Source organism: Streptomyces aurantiogriseus (genome assembly GCF_014649375.1).
GTDB lineage: Bacteria > Actinomycetota > Actinomycetes > Streptomycetales > Streptomycetaceae > Streptomyces > Streptomyces aurantiogriseus.
This window is the reverse complement of sequence record NZ_BMSX01000007.1, coordinates 305,327-330,733: the sequence shown is the minus strand read 5'-3', so window position 1 is coordinate 330,733 and position 25,407 is coordinate 305,327. Positions and strand designations below refer to the sequence as shown.

The following is a 25,407-nucleotide window of genomic DNA, read 5'->3' as shown; positions in this document are numbered from 1 at the left end:
CCCCAGACGCCGTTGGTTGAGTGCCCGCACCTCAGGACTCCCTCATCCTCCTTGGAGCTGTTTCTCATGAAGCGTGTGCTCAAGCCGGTGCGTCTCGTCCCCGCGGTGGCCCTGCTGGCGCTCTCGCCCCTGGCGCTGGTGGCCTGCGGCTCGGGTGACTCGTCGGCCACGAACAGCGGTACGTCCGGGCAGCAGGAGTGCCAGGCCCCGTCCGGGATGCCGAGCGGGGCGCCGTCCGGTGCCCCCTCAGGGGCCCCGTCGGGTGCGCCGACGGGGACGCCCACCGGTACGCCGACGGGTGTTCCCTCGGGTGTGCCGAGCGGTGGGCCCGGCGGGGGCGGGCAGGGCGGGCAGGGCGGCCCGGGTGGGGGCCAGGGCGGCTGCGGCGGGCCGGGCGGCGGCGGTCAGGGGCAGCCGCAGGGTCAGCAGGCGCAGCAGCAGGGGTAGCAGGCGCAGGAGCAGGGGTAGCAGGTGCAATAGCAGGGCTGACCGGCGGATCCCCGCGCGTCCCTGCGTCTCCCTGGGCCTCCGCGCGAGAGGGCGGCCCACTCGTCTTCGAGTGGGCCGCCCTCTTTCATGGCGTGTGCCGGCTCAGTGGTCGAGCCAGTGATGGCGGCCGATGCTGATGAGCCGCATCTGGCGGGTCGCGAGCCGGGTGACACGCTCCCGTTCCTCGGCGGAGACCTCGCCGCCCGCCGCGGCCTCCTGTGCCTCCAGGAAGAGCGAGGCCGTGACGAGCATCTGGTCCACGTAGAGGTGCGAGAGCATCAGCAGGTCGTCGTCGCTCCAGCCCTCCGCCTCGGCGTCCTTGGCCAGCTCGGCCTTCACCTCCTCGGCGAACCGGGCCAGTTGGCCCCGTATCGCCTCACGGACCGGCTGGACCCCGCCATGTCGCTCACGGGCGATAAAACGGACATGGGCGGGGTACGCGTGCACATGGCGGGCGATCAACTCGACAGCGCGCGTGATGCGTTCGTCGCTGGAGTCGGCGGCGGTCACGGTGGTCCGGATCATCGGGTGGAGGCTGCCCAGCGCCTCCTCGACCAGGGCCACGCCGAGGTCCGCGGTGGAGCGGAAGTGCCGGTAGAAGGCGGTCGGGGCGACCCCGACGGCGCGGGTGACCTCGCGCAGGCCCAGGCTGCTCAGGCTCTGTTCCTCCAGCAGCCCCAGGGCGGCGTCCAGGAGCGCCCGCCGCGTCTTCTGTTTCTGTGCCTGCCGGATGCCGAGGGTGTGACTCATGTCATCCAGTTAACAACTGTTCTCCATGATTGCAAGCCGCAGGAGCGCTAGACTCAGAAGTCAGTGAACAACTGTAACTACAACTGTTCACCGAAACTTACGGAGGGGGATTCCATCCCATGCTGTTCCTCGTCGCCGCACTTCTGCTGCTCGGAGTCGTCATGGGCACCGTCGCCCATGCGCCGCTCAGCTTCAGCCTCACCGCTGCCGTCGTGATCGCCGTCTGGCTCGGCATCTTCGCGCTCCGCGAGCGCCACGGCCGCCGTCGCCACACCTCGACCCACTGACCGGAAGGAGCGGAACGACCATGCAGCTCACCGCACCGGCCTCGCGCCGCACCGGCATCCGCGACACCGACGGCATGGCCGTCGCGTCCTTCATCCTCGGCCTCGTGGGCCTTCTCGTCCTCAATGTCTTCCTCGGCCCGATCGCCATCGTCCTGGCAACCGTGGCCCTCGCCCGCGGCACCAAGCGCCGAGGCCGCGCCTGGCTCGGCCTGACCCTGGGCATCGCCGACCTGGTGGTCCTGGCGGCCTTCATGCAGGCGGACTCGACGATCTCGTGGAGTTTCTGAGGCCTTCCCGGGGGCGGACCTGTACACCGACGCCGGCCACGGCCCTGCCGAGGCGCTGCCACCGACCCTGGCTGCGGGCGCCGGCCTCCGACCTCGGCACCGGCTGGGGCCGCTGACGCGACCGCCGGCCTTGGTCGCGGGCGCCTACCGGCGCCGCCGGTACCGGCCGTGGGCGGCCGGCCTGCGACTGCTGGTACCGGCTGGGGCAGTCGGCCGGCCTGTGATCGCCGCTCCGCTGTGGGCGGTCGGCCTGCCCGCCGCCGTCGCCGCCGCTGGGGGCAGTCGTTCCGCTGGGGGATGGTGCCCCCACCGCTCGAGGGCAGCCGAGAGTGGGCAAGGTGGGCACATGCCGAGATTGGGGAGGGTGGGCACCGCCGACAGTGCCGGGTGCGTCGCCGCCCACGCCAGGTGCAGCTCATGTGAGGCGCACGACCTCGCCGCAACCCCGGCCCACCTTGCCGCGAGGCCCCTTGTCGTCGCGCCGTAGAATCGCCTCACCATGGCTTACCTGGACCACGCCGCGACCACCCCGATGCTCCCGGAGGCGGCAGAGGCACTGACCGCCCACCTGGGCATCACCGGCAATGCCTCCTCTCTCCACGCATCCGGCCGCCAGGCCCGCCGCACGGTCGAGGAAGCACGTGAGACCCTCGCGGAGGCGCTCGGGGCGCGCCCCAGCGAGGTCGTCTTCACCTCCGGCGGCACCGAGGCCGACAACCTCGCCGTCAAGGGCCTGTACTGGTCCCGCCGTGACGCCGACCCGGCCCGCACCCGGGTCCTGGCCAGCCCCGTCGAGCACCACGCCGTCCTCGACGCCGTGCACTGGCTGGGCGAGCACGAGAGCGCGACCGTCGAGTACCTCCCCGTGGACGCGTACGGCCGGGTCCACCCGGACGCGCTCCGTGAGGCCATCGCCCGCAACCCCGACGACGTCGCCCTGGCCACCGTCATGTGGGCGAACAACGAGATCGGCACGATCATGCCGGTCCGCGAACTCGCTGAAGCCGCCGCCGAGTTCGGCGTCCCCCTGCACGCCGACGCCGTCCAGGCCTTCGGCCAGGTCCCCGTCGACTTCGCTGCCTCCGGCCTCGCCGCGATGACGGTCTCCGGGCACAAGATCGGCGGCCCGTACGGCATCGGCGCGCTCATCCTCGGCCGCGAGTACACCCCCGTACCCGTTCTGCACGGCGGCGGACAGGAACGTCACGTCCGCTCCGGCACCCTCGACGTCCCCGCGATCGCCTCCTTCGCGGTCGCCGGACGCCTCGCCGCCGAACATCGCGAGTGGTTCGCCCGGGAGGTCGGCGCCCTGCGCGACGCCCTGGTCACCGCGGTCCGTACGGCGGTCCCGGACGCGATCCTCGGCGGCGACCCGGCATCGGAGGGCCGCCTGCCGGCCAACGCCCACTTCACCTTCCCCGGCTGCGAGGGCGACTCCCTGCTGCTGCTCCTGGACGCCCAGGGCATCGAGTGCTCCACGGGCTCCGCCTGCACCGCCGGCGTCGCCCAGCCCAGCCACGTCCTGCTCGCCACCGGCACCGACCCGGACCTGGCCCGCGGCACCCTCCGCTTCTCCCTGGGCCACACCTCCACCGAGGCCGACGTCGAGGCGGTCGCCAAGGCCATCGGCCCGGCGGTGGAGCGGGCCCGCGCGGCAGGACTGACGTGAGCCAGGACGGATGTGCGCCAGGACTGACGTTGAGCCAGGACTGACGTTGAGCCAGGACTGATGTGACGACGTCGCCTCGCTCAGGCGGCAGCCGTGTGCGCCTCCCGCACGAGCTTCATGTACCGGTCCCAGTCCCAGTGCTCGCCCGGGTCGGTGTGGTCCGTCCCCGGCACCTCCACGTGCCCGATGATGTGCTCGCGGTCGACGGGTATGCCGTACCGCCGGCAGATCCCGGCCGTCAAGCGCGCGGACGCCGCGTACATCGCGTCCGTGAAGTCCTGCGGCCGGTCCACGAAGCCCTCGTGCTCGATGCCGATGCTCCGCTCGTTGTACGAGCGGTTGCCCGCGTGGTACGCCACGTCCAGTTCGCGGATCATCTGGGCGATGCGGCCGTCCTGGCCGACGATGTAGTGAGCGGCGGCCCGGTGGCCCGGGTCCTGGAAGACCTTCACCGCGCTCGCGAAGTCGCCCTGGGTGACATGGATGACCACCACGTCTATGCCGTAGTCGTCGGGCCGGTCCGCCCAGCGGAAGTTGGCCTCCGACGCCGCCAGCCACTGCGCGCCCCGGAAGTCGACCGCGCCCTCCACCCGCGACTTCTTCACCCCGGGCAGCCGCCACCACAGGTTCGCCAGCTCGTCACGCGCCAGCACCGCCGACCCGACGGCCGCCGCCGCCCCGCCGGCCAGCAGCGCACGCCGCCCCAGCCGCCGGTCCGCGTCCTTCTTCCGTGCCCCCATGTGCCCGCCCTGCCCCTCTTCGTCCCTCATCCTCACCCCTGTAGCCCGTCACACCCCGCCCCTCGAGATCCACAACGGATACTCGCGGGCCGCGGTTCCCGGCGCCCCGTACCCTGGAAACGTTATGACTGAGACCTCGCAGCGCCCCCGCCCCCTTCGCGTACTCGCCGCCATGTCCGGCGGGGTCGACTCCGCCGTCGCCGCCGCCCGCGCCGCGGAAGCCGGCCATGACGTCACCGGCGTCCACCTCGCGCTCTCCGCGAACCCGCAGTCGTTCCGCACGGGCGCCCGGGGCTGTTGCACCATCGAGGACTCCCGCGACGCCCGCCGCGCCGCCGACGTCATCGGCATCCCGTTCTACGTCTGGGACCTCGCCGACCGCTTCCGTGAGGACGTCGTCGAGGACTTCGTCGCCGAGTACGAGGCCGGCCGCACCCCCAACCCCTGCCTGCGCTGCAACGAGAAGATCAAGTTCGCCGCCCTCCTCGACAAGGCGCTCGCGCTCGGCTTCGACGCGGTCTGCACCGGCCACTACGCGAAGATCGTCACGCTTCCCGACGGCTCCCGCGAGCTGCACCGCGCCTCCGACATGGCCAAGGACCAGTCGTACGTGCTCGGCGTCCTGGACGAGAAGCAGCTCGCCCACGCGCTCTTCCCCCTCGGCGACACGGTGACGACGAAGGACGAGATCCGCGCGGAGGCCGAGCGCAGGGGGCTCGCGGTCGCCAAGAAGCCCGACTCCCACGACATCTGCTTCATCGCCGACGGCGACACCCAGGGCTTCCTGGCGAAGCGGCTGGGCAGGGCGGAGGGCGACATCGTCGACGAGGCCGGCAACAAGCTCGGCACACACGACGGCGCGTACGGCTTCACCATCGGCCAGCGCAAGGGGCTCAGGATCGGCACCCCGGCGGCCGACGGCAAGCCGCGCTACGTCCTCGACATCTCTCCGGTGAACAACACGGTCACCGTCGGCCCCGCGGCCGCCCTCGACGTGACGGGCCTGACGGCCGTCAAGCCCCGCTGGTGCGGCACCGCCCCCACCGGCCCCGGCACCTACACCGCCCAGCTGCGCGCCCACGGCGGCGAGACCGAGGTGGCCGCCGAACTGGTCGACGGCCGCCTGGAGGTCACCTTCACCGAGCCCGTGCGCGGCGTGGCCCCCGGCCAGGCGATCGTGCTGTACGACGGCACGCGCGTGGTGGGCTCGGCGACGATCGCCACGACCACGCGCGCGACGACCGCCGCGGTGTGACCGTCCGGCCCCGAGCGGCTACGGCGTGAGGAACTCGGTGAGCACGGGCGCCAGGACGTTCGGGTCCACCATGTGCGTCTGGCCGTCGAGCGTCCGGTACGTCCCCTGCGGCACCGCGTCCGCGACCGCGCGCACGGCCTCACGCAGCCAGGCCGGGCTCTCCGCGCCCGCGACGGCCAGCACCGGTACGTCGATCGAGGCCAGCCGCTCCCGGGGCACCAGTCCGTCGCCCATCACGGCGTCGTCGTAGGCGAGCGTCGGGGCGATGGCCTCCATGGCGGCCCACATCGGCGACTGACGGGCGCCCTGGATCATCTCCTCGGCCAGGCCCGTCAGCCGCAGGAACAGCTCGACCGCGTCCCCGCGCCGGTCCTGGGACAGCGCCTCGGTCAGCCGCGCGGTGTAGGCGGCACGCTCCTCGGCGCCGCTCTCCGAGAAGTCCGCGAACGGCGTTTCGTACACCGCCACCCGGCTCACCGGCAGCCCGCTCGCCGCCGCCCGCAGCGCCAGCGCACCGCCCGACGAGACGCCGTACAACGCCGCCTCGCCGCCCGCGAGGTCGATCAGCGCCGCCAGGTCCTCGACCTCGCGTTCCACCGCGTACGGCGCCGTGTCGCCGCTGTCGCCGCGGCCCCGCCGGTCGTACCAGAAGACGGTGAAGCGGTGCGCGAGGAGACCGGCCAGGGGCGCCACGGTGCCGCCCGTCGACATCGCGCCACTGATCAGGACGACCGCCGGGCCCTGTCCGCTGCGTTCGTACGCGAGGGAGGTGCCGTCGCGCGAAAGGGTCTTCTTGTCCATGCCTGTGGAGACTGTCAGACGCGACGGAACTTATCGATGTGGCGGGGCCGTGCCGTCCGAGGCGAGGAGCGCCGAGCGACCATCAGTCCGCCCGGATGAGGAAGCGCTGGTCGGCCGCGCCGGTACAGCGTTCCTCGACCGCTTCGGCTCCTTCGGTGCTGTCGTCGCCGGCCATGCCGATGCACCTGCCGCTGTGGGCCGGACGAAGCCGGAAACCCGCGGCGTCGTCGGCGGATGCGGCCTCCACATGGAACAGGGTGGCCTGGGCACAGTCGTTGCGGGGCTCGAGCATCCCCTTCACCGGGCCGCTGCTCATGATCGTCAGGCAGCCCTTCCCCTCCTGGGGATGGTGCCACTGGATGCGGTAGAAGCCCTCGCCTGCCGGTTCGAGGTAGGTGCGCGGCACGGTGGCCTGGGCGCAGGGGAGTTGGACGGCGACGGCGTTCGGATAGGCGCCGGCCCGGTCCCGTCCGTCCGTCAGGCACAGGTCCGGCGTACGGAGGGGCCGCACGGTGACCCAGCCGTCGGCGGGAGCCCGGGAGGCGGTGGGCGACGCAGCCGGTGTGTCCGGCTTGTCGGAGTCGTCGGGGAGCATCGCCCAGGCGGCCAGAGCGAGCAGCGGCACCAGGGGACCGGCCGTGAGCACGACCCTGCGGACCGTGGTCCGCCATGGCCGTGGCCGCGGGAGCGGGGGTTCGGCGGTCGGCGGTGGAGCCTCGGCCGAGGCTGTGGCTGTGGCTGTGGCTTCGGGCTCGGGGATGGGCTCGGGTACCGCCGAGGGCGTGGCAGCGGCGGCGTCCGCGGCGAGCCGGTTCCTGGCGTCCAGCCAGGCGTCCACCCGCGGCCCGTCCCCGCAGGCGCGGACGAACGCGGCCAGTACCTCGGGGCGCGGAAGGCTCGTCCGCCGCAGGATGTCGGCCAACGTGCTGCGGGCCAGCACGTCACCGTTCAGGGCGGCCCGCTCCTCCAGTTCGCGATACGTCAGCCCCGCGTGCTCCTTGAGCCGCTGCATCGACGCGACGAATCCCGCGGCGTCCCGGGCCTCGTACGGCGACAGCTCTCCCAGGTTCCCCATGAACGCATGGTGTTGCAGTCCTCACGCAAGGGCAACGGTGGATTCGGTCATGCCCCGTTGTCCGGGTCGGAATTCCGGACAAGGCCCTGACCAGCCCGGACAGCCCCCGCCCGTCCGGGACAGCAGCGTGCGGTTGCTCCGGCCCCTCGGAGCTCAGCAGTCTCGGTGAGGCCCGGGCCGGCTCTCGGCACAACGGGCTCCGCCTGAAGCGGAACCACGGATGAGGAACGGACGAGGAACGGGTGAGGAATGGCTGAGGAGTGGGTGAGGAACGGCATGAAGGACCGGCATGTGAACGGTGACATCTTCGGGATCGGGGACACGACGTGGACGACGGCGAGGCGGTCCGCGTGAAGCGGGCCTGCCACTCCGCGTGAGCGTGCGGGGCGCGACGGATGGAGGAGGGGGCCATCCGTCGCCCCCTGCGCGTCCCGTGATCAGGCCGGAGAGGAGTCCACCTCGTAGAAGCAGAGGTGGTCCTTGATCGCGACCACGTCCGGCTTGGGGTCGGGGTAGCCCCAGACGAGGTCGGGCGCGTCCGGCAGCGACCAGTAGGACGCCGTGCCCTTGAACGGGCAGTACGTGTGGGTGTCGGAGGGGGTGAGGAGGTCCAGGCGTACGTCCTCTGCGGGGAGGTAGTACCGCACGGGACAGCCGGTCTCCTTGAGGACGAGGGGCCGGTCGCTCTCGGCCAGCACCTGGTCTCCGTGGACGACCCTGATGCGCTGGGTGCCCTGCTCGATCGTGATGGTGTGTCCTTCGGTCATGTCGGAAAAGCGCTCGCGGGGCGCCGGTTCTTCCCGCGTACGGTGGGCGCCATGCGCATATGTGTCTTCCTCTCCGCCGCCGACCTCGACGACCGGTACACCCGACCCGCCCGTGAGTTCGCCGAACTGCTCGGCAAAGGCGGGCACACGCTCGTGTGGGGCGGTTCCGACGTGGGGCTGATGAAGGTGGTCGCGGACGGGGTGCAGGAGGCGGGCGGCCGGCTGTGCGGGGTGTCGGTGGACTTCCTGGTGGCCAAGGCGCGGCAGGGCGCCGACGAGATGGTCGTCGCACGTGACCTGGCCGAGCGAAAGAAGCTGCTCCTGGAGAAGGCCGACGCGGTCGTCATCATGGTCGGCGGGACGGGCACGCTCGACGAGGCCACCGAGATCCTGGAACTGAAGAAGCACGGCCACACCGACAAGCCGGTGGTCCTGCTGAACACCGCCGGCTTCTACGACGGCCTGAAGGCGCAGTTCCGGCGGATGGAGGACGAGGGGTTCCTGCCCAGGCCGCTGAGCGACCTGGTGTTCTTCGCCGAGGAGCCGGTCGGGGCGCTGGCCTACCTGGAGGAGAGCCAGGGCGTCGGTTGAGCGCTCGGTGATGCGAGCATGGCGGGCATGGCTACTCATGTGATCACCGGAGCGGGCTCCGGCATCGGTGCGGCCGTCGCCCGCCGCCTCCACGCGCGCGGGGACGAACTCGTGCTGCACGCGCGCGACGCGGGACGTGCGAAGGAGCTGGCGGCGGAGTTTCCCGGGGCGAGGACGCTCGTCGGCGACCTGGCCGATCCCGACAGGCTGTCCTGGGCCTTCTCGCACCAGACGCTGCCGGAGCGGGTGGACACGTTGCTGCACATCGCCGGTGTGGTCGACCTGGGGCCGGTCGGTGACCTGACCCCCAAGTCCTGGCGCCACCAGCTCAACGTCAACCTCATCTCCCCCGCAGAGCTGACCCGCCACTTCCTGCCCCAGCTCCGCGCCACCCGTGGCCACGTGGTCTTCGTGAACTCCGGGGCCGGCCTGCGGGCCAGCGCCGACTGGTCGGCCTACGCCGCGTCCAAACACGGCCTCAAGGCGCTGGCGGACTCCCTGCGCAACGAGGAGCACGGCAACGGCGTCCGCGTCACCTCCGTCTACCCCGGGCGGACGGCCAGCCCGATGCAGGCCAAGGTCCACCAGCAGGAGGGCAAGGAGTACGACCCCGCGCAGTGGATCGACCCCGAGTCGGTCGCGACGACGATCCTGATGGCGATCGATCTGCCGAGGGACGCGGAGGTCAACGACGTGACGGTGCGGCCGGGACGCTGACCGACTCGGTCGGCGGAGAGGTGAGCCACCTCCAGCCGGCGTTTCGAGGCCGAGGCCCCTCCAGTCCCGTCCAGGGGGCTCCGCCCCCTGGACCCCCGGGCCTATGCCCACCCACCGCCCGACTCGGTCGGATGAGAGGCGAGCCTCACGTTCGACCTGCCCGGCAGTACCTGGCGAGCGCCGGTCCGGGCATTTCAGTCCGTCTGGGGGCACCCCCTCCGGGGGAGTTCGAGGGCGAGGTCCGTTCAGGGCCGAAGCGGGGTGCGGGGCGGCAGCCCCGACGGGGGGATGCGAGGGCTGGCCCCGCCTGGGGTGCGGGGGCGTAGCCCCCTGGGGTGCGGGGCTCAGCCCCGCCGGGCCCGGGGGCGGAGTCCCCTGGTGGGGTTGAAGGGGCGGAGCCCCTGGGGACGGGACGGGTAGGGGCGGCGGGGGCGGGACTCCGTAGGCTTCCCCACGTGAACGCACACTTCAGCTTCGGCCCCGCCACAGGCATCGGCTCCATGCCCGGCGGCGACGCCAGGGAGGCCGCCAAGACGGTCACCGGCTCCTTCGAGGACTTCCCGTACCTCGCCGAGCTCCCCGCCAGAGGCCCCGGCGCCGACATGATCGGCCGCACCGTAGGTTTGCTCGTCGAGCTGTACGCGCGCGTGGAGCCCAGCGGCTGGCGGATCGGGGACCGGCCGGGCCGGGACACCAGGCGGGCCAGATCATGGCTGGTGGAGGACCTCGACGCACTGGAGGAGTTCACCCAGGGATACGAAGGCCCGCTGAAGATCCAGGCGGTGGGCCCCTGGACCCTCGCCGCCAACCTGGAGCTGAAGAACGGAGAGGCCGCCCTCTCCGACCCCGGCGCCTGCCGCGACCTGGCCGCCTCCCTCACGGAGGGCCTGCGCCAGCACCTCGCGGAGACCCAGCGCCGCGTCCCCGGCGCACACCTCGTCCTCCAGCTAGACGAGCCCTCCCTCACCGCCGTCCTGCGCGGCCAGGTGAAGTCCGCCAGCGGCTACCGCACCCACCGCGCCGTCGACCGCCAGATCGTCGAGGCCACGCTCCGGGACGTCGTCGGGGTTCACGACGGCGGCCCCGTCGTGGTCCACTCGTGCGCACCGGACGTCCCCTTCGCCCTCCTGCGCCGGGCCGGAGCGGCAGCCGTCTCCTTCGACTTCGCGCTCCTCACCGAGCGTGACGACGACGCGATCGGTGAGGCCGTGGAAGGGGGTACCCGGCTCTTCGCCGGTGTGGTCCCGGGCACGGATACGGCATTGTCAGACCCTGCCGGTAGCGTCATGGGTGTCAGGACGCTGTGGCGCAGGCTGGGACTGCAACCGGGGCTGCTCGCGGAAGCCGTCACGGTCACGCCGGCGTGCGGCCTCGCGGGCGCTTCCCCCGCGTACGCGCGACAGGCACTCGCGCACTGCGTCCGGGCGGCGAGATCCCTCGCGGACAACCCAGAGTAACGGGAGGACAACACGGTGGCCGGCGACAAGCAAGCGGAGACGACGGTGCCCACGGAGGCCCGGGAGCAGCACGCGCAGCTCGCCGAGCAGATCGAGGAGCACCGCTTCCGGTACTACGTGAAGGACGCTCCCGTCATCAGCGACGCGGAGTTCGACCGGCTCCTGCGCTCCCTGGAGGCGCTGGAGGAGCAGTACCCGGAGCTGCGCACCCCCGACTCGCCGACCCAGAAGGTCGCGGGCGCGTACGCGACGGACTTCACGGCCGTCCAGCACCGCGAGCGCATGCTGTCGCTGGACAACGCCTTCGACGACCTGGAGCTGGCCGCCTGGGCCGAGCGCGTCCACAAGGACGTGGGCGCCTCCGCGTACCACTTCCTGTGCGAGCTGAAGGTCGACGGCCTCGCCGTCAACCTCACCTACGAGAACGGCCGCCTCACCCGCGCGGCGACCCGCGGCGACGGCCGCACCGGCGAGGACATCACGCCCAACGTGCGCACCATCGCGGAGATCCCGGACCGGCTCGCGGGCGACGGCGTCCCCACGCTCGTGGAGATCCGAGGCGAGGTCTACTTCCCGATGGAGAAGTTCGAGGAGCTCAACGCCCGCCTGGTCGCGGCCGGCGACAAACCCTTCGCCAACCCGCGCAACGCGGCGGCCGGTTCGCTGCGCCAGAAGGACCCGCGCGTGACGGCCACCCGCCCCCTGCACATGGTCGTCCACGGCATCGGCGCCCTGGAGGGCTACGAGGGCATGACGCGCCTCTCCGAGGCCTACGACCTGCTCAAGCACTGGGGCCTGCCCACCTCCACACACAACAAGGTCGTCGACGACCTCGACGGTGTACGGGAGTTCATCGAGTACTACGGCAAGAACCGCCACTCGGTGGAGCACGAGATCGACGGGGTGGTGGTCAAGCTCGACGAGATCCGGCTCCAGGGCCGGCTCGGCTCCACGGCCCGCGCCCCCCGCTGGGCGATCGCCTACAAGTACGCGCCGGAAGAGGTCAACACCAAGCTCGTCGACATCAAGGTGGGCGTCGGCCGCACCGGCCGTGTCACGCCGTACGCCCAGGTCGAGCCGGTCACGGTGGCCGGCTCCGAGGTCGAGTTCGCCACCCTGCACAACCAGGACGTGGTCAAGGCCAAGGGCGTCCTCATCGGTGACACGGTGGTGCTGCGCAAGGCCGGTGACGTCATCCCGGAGATCCTCGGTCCGGTGGCCGACCTGCGGGACGGCAGCGAGCGCGAGTTCGTGATGCCGTCCGAGTGCCCGGCGTGCGGTACGGCGCTGAGGCCGATGAAGGAGGGCGACGTCGACCTGCGCTGCCCCAATGCCCGCTCCTGCCCCGCCCAGTTGCGCGAGCGACTCTTCTACCTGGCCGGCCGCAAGGCGCTGGACATCGAGCACTTCGGCTACGTCGCCGCGGCCGCCCTCACCAGTCCGCTGGAGCCCGCCGACTCACCGCTGCTCAACGAGGGCGATCTGTTCGACCTCACCATGGAGCAGTTGCTGCCCATCAAGGCGTACGTCCTCGACCAGGACAGCGGTCTGCCCAAGCGCGACCCGAAGACGGGCGAGGAGAAGATCGTCACGGTCTTCGCCAACCAGCAGGGCGAGCCGAAGAAGAACGCGGTTGCCATGCTGGAGAACATCGCGGCGGCCAAGGAGCGCCCGCTCGCACGCATCCTCACCGGTCTGTCGATCCGTCATGTGGGCCCGGTCGCGGCCGAGGCGCTCGCGCGCAACTTCCGCTCGATCGACCGCATCGAGCAGGCCTCGGAAGAGGAACTCGCGGGCACCGACGGAGTCGGCTCGATCATCGCCAGGTCCCTCAAGGAGTGGTTCGCCGAGGAGTGGCACCAGGAGATCATCCGCAAGTGGAAGGCCGCCGGTGTCCGTATGGAGGAGGAAGGCGCCGGGGAGGACGAGGGCCCGCGCCCCCTCGAAGGGCTGACGGTCGTCGTGACCGGCACGCTCGAACACTTCACTCGCGACGGCGCCAAGGACGCCCTGCAGAGCCGCGGAGCGAAGGTGACCGGTTCGGTCTCGAAGAAGACGTCATTCGTCGTTGTGGGTGACAGTCCTGGATCGAAATACGACAAGGCGATGCAGCTCAAGGTGCCTGTTCTGAACGAGGACGGCTTCACGGTCCTCCTCGAACAGGGGCCGGAGGCGGCGGCCGAAGTCGCGCTTCCGGTCACGGAGTAGCGAGAATCAGCGGTTGAAGGCCACCCGTTCGGCGCATATCAGATGCATACGGGTGGCCGGGGCGCATTCGGGCAACCGTCCACGACCGCTGCCCGTGGAAGCCTTCTGCGGCCTACTGTTGAGATGTGCGCCTGCCGTGCCCAGCTGCGGTCGGGGCATCCCCGTGCTCTTGATGAGCAGGGGAAGGGTTTTCCAACGCGGCGCCGCCCGAGGGTCGTCGGGCAGCGGGCCGCGTGGCGTGGGCACCGCCGGCTGTGAGAGGGACGGGAATGGAACCGACCGAGAGCGCCGCCCCGGACTCACGGCTGCGCCGGCGCCGGGTCACCGGCGTCTGGTGGGGGAGCCGGTGGGTGGCGTGGTCAGAGCGGCCCCCGGGCGCGCAGGCGCGCGCCGGGACACCGCACACCTCCATGGACCCCCGTGCCCCCGACCGGCTCCCCGCCGCGACCGGAGCCTCCGGACTGCCCGGCAGCGAAGCCGAACGGCACCTGTCCTGGCCCGCGTTGCCCGCGGCGGTCGTCGCGGCGGCCGGGTTCGCCCTCGGCGCCGGTTTCTACCGCGCCTTCACCGGCAACCACGCGCTCTTCCCGTCCGGCACCGTCGGCTGGTCGCTGGCCGTGCTGACCGGCGTCATCGTCGGCCACCTGGTGATGCTCGGCCGGGCCCGCTGGTGGGGCGGCACCGGCTCCGGCGCCGCCCTCACCCTCGCCGTCCTGCTGCTCTACGGCTGGGTGCCCGCCGGTCTGGTCAGCCTCACCGTCGTCGTCCTGGTCGGCGTAGCCCGGCGCCACCGCTGGCGACAGGGCGTCCTGCACGGCGCGGTGGACATCCTCGGCATCGGCGCCGGAGCGTTGCTGCTGGCGGCCTGCGGGCGGGTGCCGTCCGTCGAGAAACCCTGGACCCCCGACACCTGGACGGTCTACACCGCTCCGCAGGTGGTGCTGGTCGCGGTCGCCTATCTCGCGGTCACCCGCGTCCTGCTCTGGTACCTGCACGCGCCTCGTGCCGACGGCCTGCCCACCGTCGCCCGTACCGCCCTGGTCAGACAGGGGCTGGTCGCGGTCGCCCTGCTCGGCATAGCCCCGCTGGTGTGCGTGGTGGCCGAGGCCAAGCCGATCCTGCTGCCGCTGTTCGCCATCCCGCTCATCGCCCTCGACTCCACCCTGTGGATGGCCCGCGCCCGCGCCGAGGAGCAGCTGCGCGACCCGCTGACCGGGCTGCCCAACCGTCAGTGGCTCGGGGAGCGCATCTGGACCGCCCTGGACGACGCCGAGCGCATCGGCGCGCGGGCCGCGCTCATGCTGATCGACCTCGACCGTTTCCGTTCGGTCAATGACACGCTCGGTCATCTCGCCGGTGACCGGCTGCTGCTGCAGATAGCCGACCGGCTGCGGCTCGCCCTCCCGCGCGGGGCCGAGGTCGCACGGCTCGGCGGCGACGAGTTCGCCGTGTTACTGCCCGTCGCCGACTCCACGACCTCCGCGACCCGCGTCGCCCGCGGGCTCGTCTCCGCCCTCAGCTCGCCCCTCGACCTCGACGGGCTCACCCTCGTCCTGGAGGCCAGCGCCGGCGTCGCCGTCTTCCCCGACCACGCCCTCGACGCGGAGGGGCTGCTGCGCCGGGCGGACGTAGCGATGTACCAGGCCAAACGGGGCCGTACGGGCGTCGAGGTCTACGAGTCCAAGCGCGACTCCAACACCCCGGACCGGCTGGCTCTGCTGGGCGATCTGCGCCGCGCCCTCGACGCCCATGAGGTCCAACTGCACTACCAGCCGAAGGTCCGCTTCGACGGACAGGTCGCGGGCCTGGAGGCGCTGGTCCGCTGGGTGCACCCCGAGCGGGGGAAGGTGCCGCCGGACGAGTTCATAGCGATCGCCGAGTCCTCGGGGCTGATGCCGCACCTCACGGAGTACGTGCTGGAGACGGCGCTCGGGCAGGTCGCGGCGTGGCGGGCGCAGGGGCTGTACGTCCCGGTCGCGGTGAACGTCTCCCCACGTGACGTCCACACGCCGGGTTTCGCCGGCTCGGTCGCGGCACGGCTGGCCCGCCATGGCGTCCCGGCGGGGGCGCTCCAGCTGGAGATAACGGAACACGTCCTGCTCGAGGACCCGCAGCGTGCCGCCGACACCCTCAACGGGCTGACCGCGCACGGCGTGAAGATGTCCCTGGACGACTTCGGCACCGGTTACTCCTCACTGGTCCACCTGCGGCGGCTGCCGGTGAGCGAGCTGAAGATCGACCGCTCCTTCGTGGCCCGGCTGGCCGTGGACACCGAGGACGCGGAAATCGTCCGCTGCACCGTCGACCTCGCCCACTCCCTCGGGCTCCTCGTCGTCGCCGAGGGCGTCGAGGACGACGAGACGTGGGAGCGGCTGCGCGACCTCGGCTGCGACGCCGTCCAGGGCTGGCTGGTCGCAGCGGCGATGCCACCGGAGGAGACGACGGCGTGGCTCCGGGCGAGGGGCTCCCGAGGCTGGCAGCGGCCGGCGGCGGCCCTGCCCGCGGCGGCGACCGACGAATAGCGGTTCCGGGGGACAGTGCCCCGGTCGGAGGCGGCGACCCGCGGCCCGGCTCACTTCTCCCCGGCCGTGAAGTGGGCGATCAGCAGCTCCAGCCGGTGCTCGTGCGCCCTCTCCGGCAGGCGGCCGCTGCGCATCAGGGTGACCAGGCCGTGGAGGCTCGCCCAGTACGTCTCCGTCAGCAGGCCGGGTTCCTCGCCCTCCGCCGCGAGCGGCTCCACGGCCGACAGCAGCTCACCGAAGGCCTCCCGCAGGGCCGCCGGCGCCTCGGGCGTGGCGAACGGCAACGGCACTATGTGCGTGAACATCGCGTCGTAGAGCGCGGGACGGCGGCGCGCGAAGGCGGTGTACACGCGGCCGACCGCCGCCAGGGACGCCCGTGTGTCCGTCACGCCCGCCCGCGCCTGCCGCAACTCCGCCGCCAGCTCCGCGCAGCCCTCCACCGCGACCGCCCTGTTCATCGGAGCCCGCTTCCTGCTTCAGCCCCGCCCCGCCGCCGGCTACGGCGTCCCCGCCGAGCCGAACGGGGACGCCGGTGCCTATCTCACGATCAAGGGTCTGAGGGACGGCACCTTCGGGCTCCTCGGCCTCGCCCTGCTCTTCTTCGTCGGCGCCCGCGCCGAGGCCTGGTACAGGCTCGTCGTCGCGATCGTGCCGCTCGTCGACACGCTGATCGTCCTGCGGCACGGCGGTACGGCGGCACGGCGGCACCAAGGCCGTGGCCTTCGGAATTCACTTCGCCACCGCGGTCGTTGTGCTCATCAGTGCCGGACTGCTCTTCGCGGTCTGACCGCACCTCCGAACGAGCGAGAACGAGCCCAGGGGAAACCATGTCGCTGTTCGTGCCGAAGTTCGACGACTCCGTGATCGTCCGCGACGCCGACGCGGAAGTGGTCGGCGGCGACCCCGTCGCCGTCAAGCTGCTCGCCGACAGCAGCGCGTCCGGCGGAGCGCTGTCCACCGTGCGCGTCACGCTCGCGGAGGGCGCCGACGGCGCCCGCCCGCATCTGCACCGCCACTCCGCCGAGATGTTCTTCCTGCTCGACGGCGAGGCCCAGGTCCTCTCCGGCGACGACATCGTCACCGCCGAGCGCGGCGACCTGGTCGTCGTCCCGCCGGACAAGCCGCATGCCTTCGCCGCCGCCCCCGGCAGCACCGCCGACCTCCTCATCGTCATCACACCGGGCGTCGAACGCTTCGAGTACTTCCGTCACCTCCAGCGCATTCGCCTCGGTGAGGTCTCCCCGGAGAGCCTCCTGGAGGTGCAGGAGCTCTACGACAACCACTTCCTGCGCAGCGACGCCTGGGACGGGCGCCGAGGCTGAGCCGGGGCGGCCGGGCAAACCGTTTCACGGCCACACCGCCCCGCCCCCTAGGATTAGGACCTGTCGTTACATTCCCGCCTGCCCCGCGACGCCTGGCTCGCACGCTCGCCGCGTTGCCGAATCGTCCACGTGGCCCCGCCACGAGGACGCTCCGGCGCCCTGCGATCGCACGCACCGGACGCCGCAGGGCCCGCCCTTCGGGCGGACGACGGGAAGGTGACGACAGGCCCTAGGCCCCAACCACACACACTCACCCCAGAGGAACGCTGCATGCCTGGCATCACGCGCGAGGAGGTCGCCCACCTCGCCCGGCTGGCGCGTCTGGAGCTGAAGCCCGAAGAGCTCGACCACTTCGCGGGACAGCTGGACGACATCATCGGCGCGGTCGCCCGCGTCAGCGAGGTCGCCGACCAAGACGTACCGCCGACCTCGCACCCGCTCCCGCTGACGAACGTCATGCGCGCGGACGAGGTCCGTCCGTCGCTCACCCCCGAGCAGGCGCTCTCCGGCGCCCCGGCCCAGGAGCAGCAGCGTTTCAAGGTGCCGCAGATCCTGGGGGAGGACTAACCGCCATGATGGAGAACGTCAACATCATCAAGCTCACCGCCGCCGAGATCGCCGCGAAGATCGCCTCCGGCGAGCTCACCGCCGTCGAGGTCACCGAGGCCCACCTCGCCCGGATCGAGGCCGTCGACGAGAAGGTGCACGCCTTCCTGTACGTCGACCGTGAGGGCGCCCTGGCCCAGGCCCGTGCCGTCGACGAGAAGCGGGAGCGCGGTGAGAAGCTCGGTCCGCTGGCCGGCGTCCCCCTCGCGCTCAAGGACATCTTCACCACCGAAGGCGTGCCCACGACCGTCGGCTCGAAGATCCTCGAGGGCTGGATCCCGCCGTACGACGCGACCCTCACCCAGCGGCTGAAGGCCGCCGACGTCGTCATCCTCGGCAAGACCAACATGGACGAGTTCGCCATGGGGTCGTCGACGGAGAACAGCGCCTTCGGGCCCACCGGCAACCCCTGGGACCTCACCCGTATCCCCGGCGGCTCCGGCGGCGGTTCCTCCGCCGCCCTCGCCTCCTACGAGGCCCCGCTCGCCATCGGCACCGACACCGGCGGCTCCATCCGCCAGCCGGCCGCCGTCACCGGCACGGTCGGCGTGAAGCCGACGTACGGCGCGGTGTCCCGCTTCGGCATGGTCGCCTTCTCGTCCTCCCTCGACCAGGGCGGGCCCTGCGCCCGTACGGTCCTGGACGCGGCGCTGCTGCACGAGGTGATCGCCGGGCACGACCCGCTCGACTCCACCTCCATCGACGCCCCGGTCCCGCCGGTCGTCGAGGCCGCCCGCAACGGCAGCGTCGCCGGCATGCGCGTCGGCGTCGTCAAGCAGTTCCGCGGCGAGGGCTACCAGGCCGGTGTCATCCAGCGCTTCGACGAGTCGGTCGAGCTGCTGAGGGAGCTGGGTGCCGAGATCGTCGAGCTGGACTGCCCGTCCTTCGACCTCGCGCTGTCGGCGTACTACCTGATCGCCCCCTCCGAGTGTTCGTCCAACCTCGCCCGCTTCGACGGCCTGCGCTACGGCCTCCGTACCGGCGACGACGGCACGCACTCCGCCGAGGAGGTCACCTCCCTCACCCGTGAGGCGGGCTTCGGCCCCGAGGTCAAGCGCCGCATCATGCTCGGCACGTACGCCCTGTCCAGCGGGTACTACGACGCCTACTACGGCTCCGCCCAGAAGGTCCGTACGCTCATCACCCGCGACTTCGAGAAGGCCTTCGAGCAGGTCGACGTGATCGTGTCGCCGACCACGCCGACCACCGCCTTCCCGATCGGCGAGCGCGCCGACGACCCGATGGCGATGTACCTCGCCGACCTGTGCACGATCCCGACCAACCTGGCGGGCAACGCGGCCATGTCGCTGCCCTGCGGTCTCGCCCCGGAGGACAACCTCCCGGTGGGCCTGCAGATCATCGCCCCGGCGCTGAAGGACGACAGGCTCTACAAGGTCGGCGCCGCCGTCGAGGCCGCCTTCGTGGAAAAGTGGGGGCACCCGCTGCTCGAGGAGGCTCCGTCGCTGTGAGTGCACTGACCAAGGCCAAGGGCTTCAAGAAGTCCAAGTCCGGCACGTACCTGTCCATCGCCGCCACCGCCTTCGGCGCCATCGGTGTCGCCAAGCGTCTCAAGAAGGCCCGCGCCGAGAAGGACACGCTGGTCCTGATCGACGCCACCGTGTCCGCCGCCGCCATCGTCACCGGCCTCGCCATCCTCTACCGCGAGCTGAAGCGGCTGGGCGACGACGACGTCCTGCTGGGCTGAGAGGGAAGTTTCACCGTGACCACCACGACCGACCTGGTGTCGTACGAGGACGCGCTGGCGTCGTACGACCCCGTCATGGGCCTCGAGGTCCATGTCGAACTCGGCACCAAGACCAAGATGTTCTGCGGCTGTTCGACCGCCCTCGGTCAGGACGCCAACACGCAGACCTGCCCCGTCTGCCTCGGCCTGCCCGGCGCGCTCCCGGTCGTCAACGCGACCGGCGTCGAGTCCGCGATCAAGATCGGTCTCGCGCTGAACTGCGAGATCGCCGAGTGGTGCCGCTTCGCCCGGAAGAACTACTTCTATCCGGACATGCCGAAGAACTTTCAGACCTCCCAGTACGACGAGCCGATCGCCTTCAACGGCTACCTCGACGTGCAGCTGGAGGACGGCGAGGTCTTCCGCGTGGAGATCGAGCGCGCCCACATGGAGGAGGACACCGGCAAGTCGACGCACGTCGGCGGCGCGACGGGCCGTATCCACGGCGCCTCGCACTCGCTCCTCGACTACAACCGCGCCGGCATCCCGCTCATCGAGATCGTCACCAAGCCGATCGTCGGCGCGGGCGACCGCGCTCCTGAGGTGGCGAAGGCGTACGTCCGTGAGCTGCGCGAGGTCATCAAGGCGCTCGGTGTCTCCGAGGCCCGTATGGAGATGGGCCAGATGCGCTGCGACGTGAACCTGTCGCTGATGCCGAAGGGCGGCGACAAGTTCGGCACGCGCTCCGAGACGAAGAACGTGAACTCGCTGCGGTCCGTGGAGCGCGCGGCCCGTTTCGAGATCCAGCGGCACGCGGCCGTGCTGTCGTCCGGCGGCACGATCGTCCAGGAGACCCGGCACTTCCACGAGGACACGGGGTCGACGACCTCGGGCCGGGTGAAGGAGGAGGCCGAGGACTACCGGTACTTCCCCGAGCCCGACCTGGTGCCGGTCGCGCCCACGCGCGAGTGGGTCGAGGAGATCCGCGCCGCGCTGCCGGAGCTGCCGCTGGTGCGCCGCAACCGCCTGCGCGAGGAGTGGGGCATCTCCGCCACCGACATGCAGGCGATCCTCAACGCCGGTGCCCTGGAGCCGATCGTCGCCACGATCGACGCCGGTGCCGACGCGGCCTCCGCCCGCAAGTGGTGGATGGGCGAGCTGGCGCGCAGCGCCAACGAGTCGGGCAAGGCGCTCGACGAACTGGCCATCACCCCGGAGCAGGTCGCCCGGGTCGCCCAGCTGGTCGCCGCCGGTGACCTGAACGACAAGCTGGCGCGCCAGGTCATCGAGGGCGTCCTCGCGGGCGAGGGCACCCCGGACGAGGTCGTCGAGAAGCGCGGGCTGAAGGTCGTCTCCGACGAGGGCGCGCTCACGGCCGCCGTCGAGGAGGCCATCGCCGGCAACCCGGGCATCGCGGACAAGATCCGCGGTGGCAAGGTGGCCGCGGCCGGCGCCCTGGTCGGCGCGGTGATGAAGGCCACGCGCGGCCAGGCCGACGCGGCCCGCGTCAAGGAGCTGATCCTGGAGAAGCTGGGCGTCGGCTGATCTTCGCGAGCTCCCGAGGGGGACGTATCGACACCGATACGTCCCCCTCGTCGTGTCCTCCCCGCGGCTCGCCCGCTCAGCCCGACGCGCTACGCTCGCCCGCCATGAGTGGAACCACCGACTCCGACACTCAGGACGACATACGGGCCGAGGCGATGGACGAACAGAAGACCCAGGGACAGCGGGTGCCCGAGAACCCGGAGACGGACCCTCAGGACCCCCAGAACCTCCAGGACCCTCAGGACCCCCAGGACCTCGAGGCGGACGAGGAGTACGGCGACGAGGACGCCCGGCGGGCCCGCTGGACGGCGACCGGCACCGGCGCCCTGCTCACCCTGGCCGGCCTCGCCGCGGCGCTCCTGCGCCTCACCGGCTCCGCCCCGGCCCTCGTCCCGGCGGCCTACGCTCTCGGCGCCGCCGTCTGCGCCCTGGCCGCGGTCCTGGGCTCCCAAGGCCGCACCCGGCGCGCGCTGTGGCTGCTGATCGCCGGCGTGATGATCATGGCGGTCGGTGACCAGTCCGACTGAGTGCGGTGACGGGCGCTGACAGCACCGCTGTTATTGTCCTGTGATCTGTCTCCCACTCTTGTGAACAAGCCCATGATCGCGACAAACGATCATGTTTCGCCTGCAAGAGTGGCCTCACATTGCTCACACGTTCTTTGCGGGCTGTTCAGTTCATGCACTGTTCCCGGTCAAAGATCCACACTTCACCTCCGGGAGCACGTCCGTGGCAGTCCTTGCACAGTGGTGTGTCCGACACCGTCTCGTCGCGGTCCTGCTCTGGCTCCTGACCCTCGGCGGCACGGCCACGGCCGCCGTGGTCACCGGCTCCTCGTACTCCAACGACTACGAGGTCCCCGGCACCGAGTCCGGCCACGCCACCCGGCTGCTCGCGGAGGGCTTCCCCGGCCTCGGCGGCGACACCGACACCGTTGTCTGGCACACCGGTTCGGGCACCGTCCGCGCCGCCGCCGTCGAGCAGACGATGACCCGCACCCTGGACAAGATCGAGGACCTGCCCGGCGTGGCCTCCGTGGTCAGCCCCTACGGCGACCGGGGCGCCGCGCAGATCAGCGAGGACGGGCGGACGGCGTACGCCACCGTCGTCTTCGAGGACCGGGCCGAGGACATCGACCAGGGCGAGGCAAAAGCCGTCGTCGGCGCCGCCAAGTCGGCCGAGAGCGACGGGCTCCAGGTGGAGCTGGGCGGCAGCGCCATCGCGCTCACCGAGTCGACCGGCGGACACCTCGCCGAGGTCGTCGGCGTGGTCGTCGCCGCGGTCGTGCTGTTCCTCGCCTTCGGTTCACTCGCCGCCTCGCTGCTGCCCATCGCCACCGCCCTGGTGGGCGTCGGCACCGCGTACGCCGGGATCGTGCTGCTCGGGCACGCCATGACCGTCGCCGACTTCGCGCCCATGCTCGGCATGCTGATCGGGCTCGGCGTCGGCATCGACTACGCCCTGTTCATCGTCACCCGCCACCGGCGCGGCCTGAAGCGGGGGTTGTCGGTCACCGAGGCCGCCGTGAGCGCCGTCGCCACCACCGGCCGTGCGGTCGTCTTCGCGGGCGCCACCGTGTGCATCGCCCTGCTGGGCATGCTGATCCTGCGTCTGAACTTCCTCAACGGCGTCGCGATAGCCGCCTCCCTGACCGTCGTGCTGACCGTCGCGGCCTCCGTGACCCTGCTGCCCGCCCTGCTGTCCTGCATAGGCCCGCACGCCCTCAGCCGCCGCGAACGGCGCCGCCTCGCCGAGCACGGACCCGAGCCGGAACTGCCCACCGGCCTCGCCGCCCGCTGGTCCGCGTTCGTCGAGCGCCACCCCCGACTGCTCGGCGCGCTCGCCCTCGTCGTCATCGCCGTCCTCGCCCTGCCCACGTTCTCCCTCCGCCTGGGCACCTCCGACCAGGGCAACGGCCCCCGGTCCAGCACCACACGCCAGGCCTACGACCTCCTCGCCGACGGCTTCGGCGCCGGCGTCAACGGCCCGCTGACGCTGGTGACCCACGTCGACGGCGCCGAGGACCGGCTCGCCCTCGACAACCTCGACGCCACCCTGCGCACCACCGAAGGCGTGGCCTCGGTGACGCCGGCGACGTACAGCGCGGGCGGCGACACCGCGTACCTCACCGTCGTACCCGAGTCCTCACCGCAGTCGCAGCGGACCAGCGACCTCGTCGACCGGCTGCGCACCGAGGTGCTCCCACGGGCCGAGAGCGGCACCTCGCTCGATGTGCGGGTCGGCGGGGTGACGGCCGGCTACGACGACTTCGCGGAGGTCATCGTCGGCAAACTGCCCCTGTTCGTCGGCGTGGTCATCGGCCTCGGCTGTCTGCTGCTCCTGCTCGCCTTCCGGTCCGTCGGCATCCCCCTGAAGGCCGCCGCGATGAACGTCGCCGCCGTGGCCGCCGCCTTCGGCGTCGTCGTCGCGATCTTCCAGTGGGGGTGGGGCAGCGAGCTGCTGGGGCTGGGCCGCGCCGGCCCGATCGAGCCCTTCCTCCCCGTGATCATGGTGTCGGTCCTCTTCGGGCTCTCCATGGACTACCAGGTCTTCCTCGTCAGCCGGATGTACGAGGAGTGGCTGGAGACCGGCGACAACCGGCGTGCCGTCCGGATCGGCCTCGCCGAGACCAGCCGGGTGATCAACTCCGCCGCGGTCATCATGATCTCGGTCTTCCTCGCCTTCGTCCTCAGTGGCGACCGGGTGATCGCCATGTTCGGCATCGCCCTCGCCGCCGCCGTCGCCCTCGACGCCTTCGTCCTGCGCACCCTCCTCGTCCCCGCCCTCATGCATCTGCTCGGCGGCGCCAACTGGTGGCTGCCCCGCTGGCTCGACCGGCGCCTGCCGCGCATCAGCATCGAACCGCCCGAGCACCGCGCCACCCATGAGAAGCTCGCCGAGGCCGTGGCAGAACTCGAGAAGGAGCGGCAGCCGGATGTACGCGATATCACTGGGTGACGACGGAGCCGAACTGCGTCCCCTGGAGCCCTGGCACGCCGAGGAGGTCCTGGCGCATCTGGACCGGGGGCGGGAGTTCATCGGGCAGTTCATCTCCCTGGGCACCAAGGAGACGGACGTGGACTCCACCCGGGCCATGCTCCAGCGGTACGCCGACATGCGCGCCGCCGACACCGGCTCGATGCACGGCCTGTGGCTGGAGGGCAAGCTCGTGGGCGGGGTGCTCTTCCTCAACTTCCATGCTGAGCAGGGCAACTGCGAGGTCGGCTGCTGGCTGGAACCCGCCGCCACCGGCCGCGGACTGGTCACCCGCGCGATGCGGGTGCTCATCGACTTCGCCGTCGAACAGCGCGGAATGCACCGGATCGAGTGGGTCGCCGCCTCCGGGAACCAGGCCAGCCTGAACGTCGCCCGGCGGCTGGGCATGACCCGGGATGGTGTGCGCCGGGAGGCCCACCCCTATGGTGGGGTACGGCACGATCTCGAAGTGTGGTCCGTGCTGGCCCCCGAGTGGCGTGCCGTACGCGCGCGTGCCGCTCACAACGATCATTAAGAGACCTCTCAGAGAGCGTCCGTACGGTGCGAGGCATGGGAACCAAGACTGTTGACGAGGCCGGCGCCGCGACAGGCGCCGAGGCCACCGAGGCGAAGCGCGACGAGGAGACGGTGGACGTCACCAAGAACGACGCGGCGGACGCCACGGACGACGTGACGACGACCGACGACGAGGACACGGACACCGCCGGCGCGGAGGCCGCCGCCGAGAACGAAGGCACGAAGGACGGCCCCTCCGGCGTCGGCCAGGGCGCCGCCGCCGTGGTCTCCGCCGCACTGGGCCTCGTCTCGCTGTCCGGCGGCTGGATCGGCACGATCGCCTCCGCCCGGCAGAGCCTCGTCGGCCAGCTGGAGACCTCGTCGAGCGGGTCGGCGAGCGTCGCCCAGCAGATGCAGGCGATCTACGGCGACGCCTGGCAGGCCACCGCCCTGTGGGCCGGCCTGTTCGCGCTGGCCGCGCTGATCACCGGCGTCGTGGTGCTGGCCCGGCCCGCCTTCGGGGCGCCCGGCAGGCCGCAGGCGCCGTGGATCAAGTCGGTCTCCTGGGCGGGAATCGCGCTCGGTGTGATCGGCCTGCTCCTGGCGGTCCTGAAGTACAGCGACGCGCTGCTCGGACTGCCGTCCGCGGGCTGAGTCGCCGCAGGTCCTGAGGGGCCTCAGAGTGGCCGTAAGCACCTTATGGCCGCCCTGAGGTCCCTCACGCGCGTCTAAGGCCCCGCCCCCCGCCGAAGATGCGGAACTCTCCCGATGTGGCGGACCCGGCTGGGAGAAGAAGGTGGAGGCATCGCAGCAAGCGAGGCCACCACCAGCGACTTCTCCGAGAGGCACACCGTGTTCGAGTACGAGCTCCAGCAGTTCCGTTCCGCCGAGCTGATCCGCCGCGCCGAGCAGGAGCGGCTGGCCCGCGAGGTCTCCCGCGGCCGGCGCTCCGCCCGCCGCGCGGCCGCCGAGCGCGCCCGGGGCACCGCCGAGAGCGAGCCCCATACCCACCGCCCCCGCAGACCGCGGTCCGCCCGGACCGCATGAGCGCCGGGCCGGGGCCGGCCGGCCGCACGCGGGCCGACCGCCCTGCCGGGACGGGCCTCGGGCGCGCGCCGGCGACGGCCTGGACGAGGGGCTCGA

The 25,407-nt window shown here is 71.7% G+C and carries 26 protein-coding genes and 1 pseudogene; 21 read left to right on the top strand and 6 right to left on the bottom strand.

Annotated elements, in window-relative coordinates:
* The first annotated feature begins 66 nt into the window (after positions 1–66).
* Positions 67–447 carry a hypothetical protein gene (locus tag IE263_RS17920; RefSeq protein ID WP_189937536.1) on the top strand — a complete coding sequence of 127 codons (381 nt, stop codon included), beginning with the start codon at positions 67–69 and terminating at the stop codon, positions 445–447.
* Between the two features lie 144 nt (positions 448–591).
* On the opposite strand, the gene IE263_RS17915 is transcribed toward IE263_RS17920, so the two are convergent.
* Positions 592–1,239 carry a TetR family transcriptional regulator gene (locus IE263_RS17915; protein ID WP_189937534.1) on the bottom strand — a complete coding sequence of 216 codons (648 nt, stop codon included), beginning with the start codon at positions 1,237–1,239 and terminating at the stop codon, positions 592–594.
* A gap of 119 nt (positions 1,240–1,358) precedes the next feature.
* Here IE263_RS17915 and IE263_RS17910 point away from each other — a divergent pair, with 119 nt between their 5' ends.
* The 3 genes from IE263_RS17910 (at position 1,359) to IE263_RS17900 (ending at position 3,482) form a co-directional block, all read left to right on the top strand.
* On the top strand, positions 1,359–1,526 hold the full coding sequence (locus IE263_RS17910) for a hypothetical protein (RefSeq protein WP_189937532.1): 168 nt from the start codon (positions 1,359–1,361) through the stop codon (positions 1,524–1,526).
* A gap of 20 nt (positions 1,527–1,546) precedes the next feature.
* A complete protein-coding gene (locus tag IE263_RS17905; protein ID WP_189937530.1) occupies positions 1,547–1,813 on the top strand; it encodes a DUF4190 domain-containing protein in 267 nt (88 codons plus the stop codon).
* Positions 1,814–2,312: 499 nt separating this feature from the next.
* Positions 2,313–3,482: a cysteine desulfurase family protein gene (locus IE263_RS17900; protein ID WP_189937528.1), complete on the top strand. Its 1,170-nt coding sequence runs from the start codon at positions 2,313–2,315 to the stop codon at positions 3,480–3,482.
* 80 nt (positions 3,483–3,562) lie between these two features.
* Here the strand turns inward: IE263_RS17900 and IE263_RS17895 are convergent, their stop codons facing one another.
* On the bottom strand, positions 3,563–4,222 hold the full coding sequence (locus IE263_RS17895; protein ID WP_189937682.1) for an N-acetylmuramoyl-L-alanine amidase: 660 nt from the start codon (positions 4,220–4,222) through the stop codon (positions 3,563–3,565).
* Positions 4,223–4,346: 124 nt separating this feature from the next.
* Between IE263_RS17895 and mnmA the strand changes: the two genes are divergently transcribed.
* Entirely contained in the window at positions 4,347–5,477 is a 1,131-nt protein-coding gene (gene mnmA / locus IE263_RS17890) for a tRNA 2-thiouridine(34) synthase MnmA (protein ID WP_189937526.1), read from the top strand.
* An 18-nt stretch (positions 5,478–5,495) separates the two neighbouring features.
* Here the strand turns inward: mnmA and IE263_RS17885 are convergent, their stop codons facing one another.
* From IE263_RS17885 to IE263_RS17875, 3 genes are all read right to left on the bottom strand, one after another.
* Positions 5,496–6,278 carry an alpha/beta fold hydrolase gene (locus IE263_RS17885; protein ID WP_189937523.1) on the bottom strand — a complete coding sequence of 261 codons (783 nt, stop codon included), beginning with the start codon at positions 6,276–6,278 and terminating at the stop codon, positions 5,496–5,498.
* Positions 6,279–6,360: 82 nt separating this feature from the next.
* Positions 6,361–7,353 carry a helix-turn-helix domain-containing protein gene (locus IE263_RS17880; RefSeq protein ID WP_229911028.1) on the bottom strand — a complete coding sequence of 331 codons (993 nt, stop codon included), beginning with the start codon at positions 7,351–7,353 and terminating at the stop codon, positions 6,361–6,363.
* Positions 7,354–7,790: 437 nt separating this feature from the next.
* Positions 7,791–8,120: a DUF427 domain-containing protein gene (locus IE263_RS17875; protein WP_189937522.1), complete on the bottom strand. Its 330-nt coding sequence runs from the start codon at positions 8,118–8,120 to the stop codon at positions 7,791–7,793.
* 51 nt (positions 8,121–8,171) lie between these two features.
* Here IE263_RS17875 and IE263_RS17870 point away from each other — a divergent pair, with 51 nt between their 5' ends.
* The 5 genes from IE263_RS17870 (at position 8,172) to IE263_RS17850 (ending at position 15,615) form a co-directional block, all read left to right on the top strand.
* A complete protein-coding gene (locus IE263_RS17870; protein WP_189937520.1) occupies positions 8,172–8,711 on the top strand; it encodes an LOG family protein in 540 nt (179 codons plus the stop codon).
* A gap of 18 nt (positions 8,712–8,729) precedes the next feature.
* Positions 8,730–9,428, top strand: coding sequence for an SDR family oxidoreductase (locus IE263_RS17865; protein WP_189937518.1), 699 nt, complete (start codon positions 8,730–8,732; stop codon positions 9,426–9,428).
* 455 nt (positions 9,429–9,883) lie between these two features.
* Positions 9,884–10,885 carry a methionine synthase gene (locus IE263_RS17860; protein WP_189937516.1) on the top strand — a complete coding sequence of 334 codons (1,002 nt, stop codon included), beginning with the start codon at positions 9,884–9,886 and terminating at the stop codon, positions 10,883–10,885.
* Between the two features lie 15 nt (positions 10,886–10,900).
* The gene (gene ligA, locus IE263_RS17855; protein ID WP_189937514.1) at positions 10,901–13,093 is read left to right on the top strand and encodes an NAD-dependent DNA ligase LigA; all 2,193 of its coding nucleotides are present in this window, start codon (positions 10,901–10,903) and stop codon (positions 13,091–13,093) included.
* A 269-nt stretch (positions 13,094–13,362) separates the two neighbouring features.
* A complete protein-coding gene (locus IE263_RS17850) occupies positions 13,363–15,615 on the top strand; it encodes a putative bifunctional diguanylate cyclase/phosphodiesterase (RefSeq protein ID WP_189937512.1) in 2,253 nt (750 codons plus the stop codon).
* Between the two features lie 50 nt (positions 15,616–15,665).
* On the opposite strand, the gene IE263_RS17845 is transcribed toward IE263_RS17850, so the two are convergent.
* A complete protein-coding gene (locus tag IE263_RS17845; RefSeq protein ID WP_189937510.1) occupies positions 15,666–16,073 on the bottom strand; it encodes a TetR-like C-terminal domain-containing protein in 408 nt (135 codons plus the stop codon).
* On the opposite strand from IE263_RS17845, the pseudogene IE263_RS17840 reads away from it, so the two are divergent.
* The 11 genes and pseudogenes from IE263_RS17840 (at position 16,066) to IE263_RS17790 (ending at position 25,311) form a co-directional block, all read left to right on the top strand.
* A pseudogene (locus IE263_RS17840) lies at positions 16,066–16,402 on the top strand (DUF4267 domain-containing protein). The gene IE263_RS17845 and the pseudogene IE263_RS17840 overlap by 8 nt on opposite strands.
* Before the next feature lie 40 nt (positions 16,403–16,442).
* Complete coding sequence (locus IE263_RS17835; RefSeq protein ID WP_189937508.1) at positions 16,443–16,937, top strand: cupin domain-containing protein; 495 nt, start codon at positions 16,443–16,445, stop codon at positions 16,935–16,937.
* A gap of 270 nt (positions 16,938–17,207) precedes the next feature.
* Positions 17,208–17,504, top strand: coding sequence for an Asp-tRNA(Asn)/Glu-tRNA(Gln) amidotransferase subunit GatC (gene gatC, locus IE263_RS17830; RefSeq protein ID WP_018531282.1), 297 nt, complete (start codon positions 17,208–17,210; stop codon positions 17,502–17,504).
* An 8-nt stretch (positions 17,505–17,512) separates the two neighbouring features.
* Positions 17,513–19,012, top strand: a complete 1,500-nt coding sequence (gene gatA / locus IE263_RS17825) for an Asp-tRNA(Asn)/Glu-tRNA(Gln) amidotransferase subunit GatA (protein WP_373312001.1) — start codon at positions 17,513–17,515, stop codon at positions 19,010–19,012.
* The gene (locus IE263_RS17820; protein WP_189937504.1) at positions 19,009–19,248 is read left to right on the top strand and encodes a hypothetical protein; all 240 of its coding nucleotides are present in this window, start codon (positions 19,009–19,011) and stop codon (positions 19,246–19,248) included. Before gatA ends, IE263_RS17820 begins: the two co-directional genes overlap by 4 nt.
* Positions 19,249–19,263: 15 nt before the next feature.
* The gene (gatB, locus tag IE263_RS17815; RefSeq protein WP_189937502.1) at positions 19,264–20,772 is read left to right on the top strand and encodes an Asp-tRNA(Asn)/Glu-tRNA(Gln) amidotransferase subunit GatB; all 1,509 of its coding nucleotides are present in this window, start codon (positions 19,264–19,266) and stop codon (positions 20,770–20,772) included.
* A gap of 104 nt (positions 20,773–20,876) precedes the next feature.
* On the top strand, positions 20,877–21,299 hold the full coding sequence (locus tag IE263_RS17810) for a hypothetical protein (protein WP_229911027.1): 423 nt from the start codon (positions 20,877–20,879) through the stop codon (positions 21,297–21,299).
* A 202-nt stretch (positions 21,300–21,501) separates the two neighbouring features.
* Complete coding sequence (locus IE263_RS17805; RefSeq protein WP_189937500.1) at positions 21,502–23,730, top strand: MMPL family transporter; 2,229 nt, start codon at positions 21,502–21,504, stop codon at positions 23,728–23,730.
* Positions 23,708–24,283, top strand: a complete 576-nt coding sequence (locus tag IE263_RS17800) for a GNAT family N-acetyltransferase (protein WP_189937498.1) — start codon at positions 23,708–23,710, stop codon at positions 24,281–24,283. The genes IE263_RS17805 and IE263_RS17800 overlap by 23 nt, the downstream gene beginning before the upstream one ends.
* A 35-nt stretch (positions 24,284–24,318) precedes the next feature.
* A complete protein-coding gene (locus IE263_RS17795) occupies positions 24,319–24,918 on the top strand; it encodes a hypothetical protein (protein WP_189937496.1) in 600 nt (199 codons plus the stop codon).
* A 114-nt stretch (positions 24,919–25,032) separates the two neighbouring features.
* Complete coding sequence (locus IE263_RS17790; protein ID WP_373311999.1) at positions 25,033–25,311, top strand: hypothetical protein; 279 nt, start codon at positions 25,033–25,035, stop codon at positions 25,309–25,311.
* Positions 25,312–25,407: the final 96 nt, after the last annotated feature.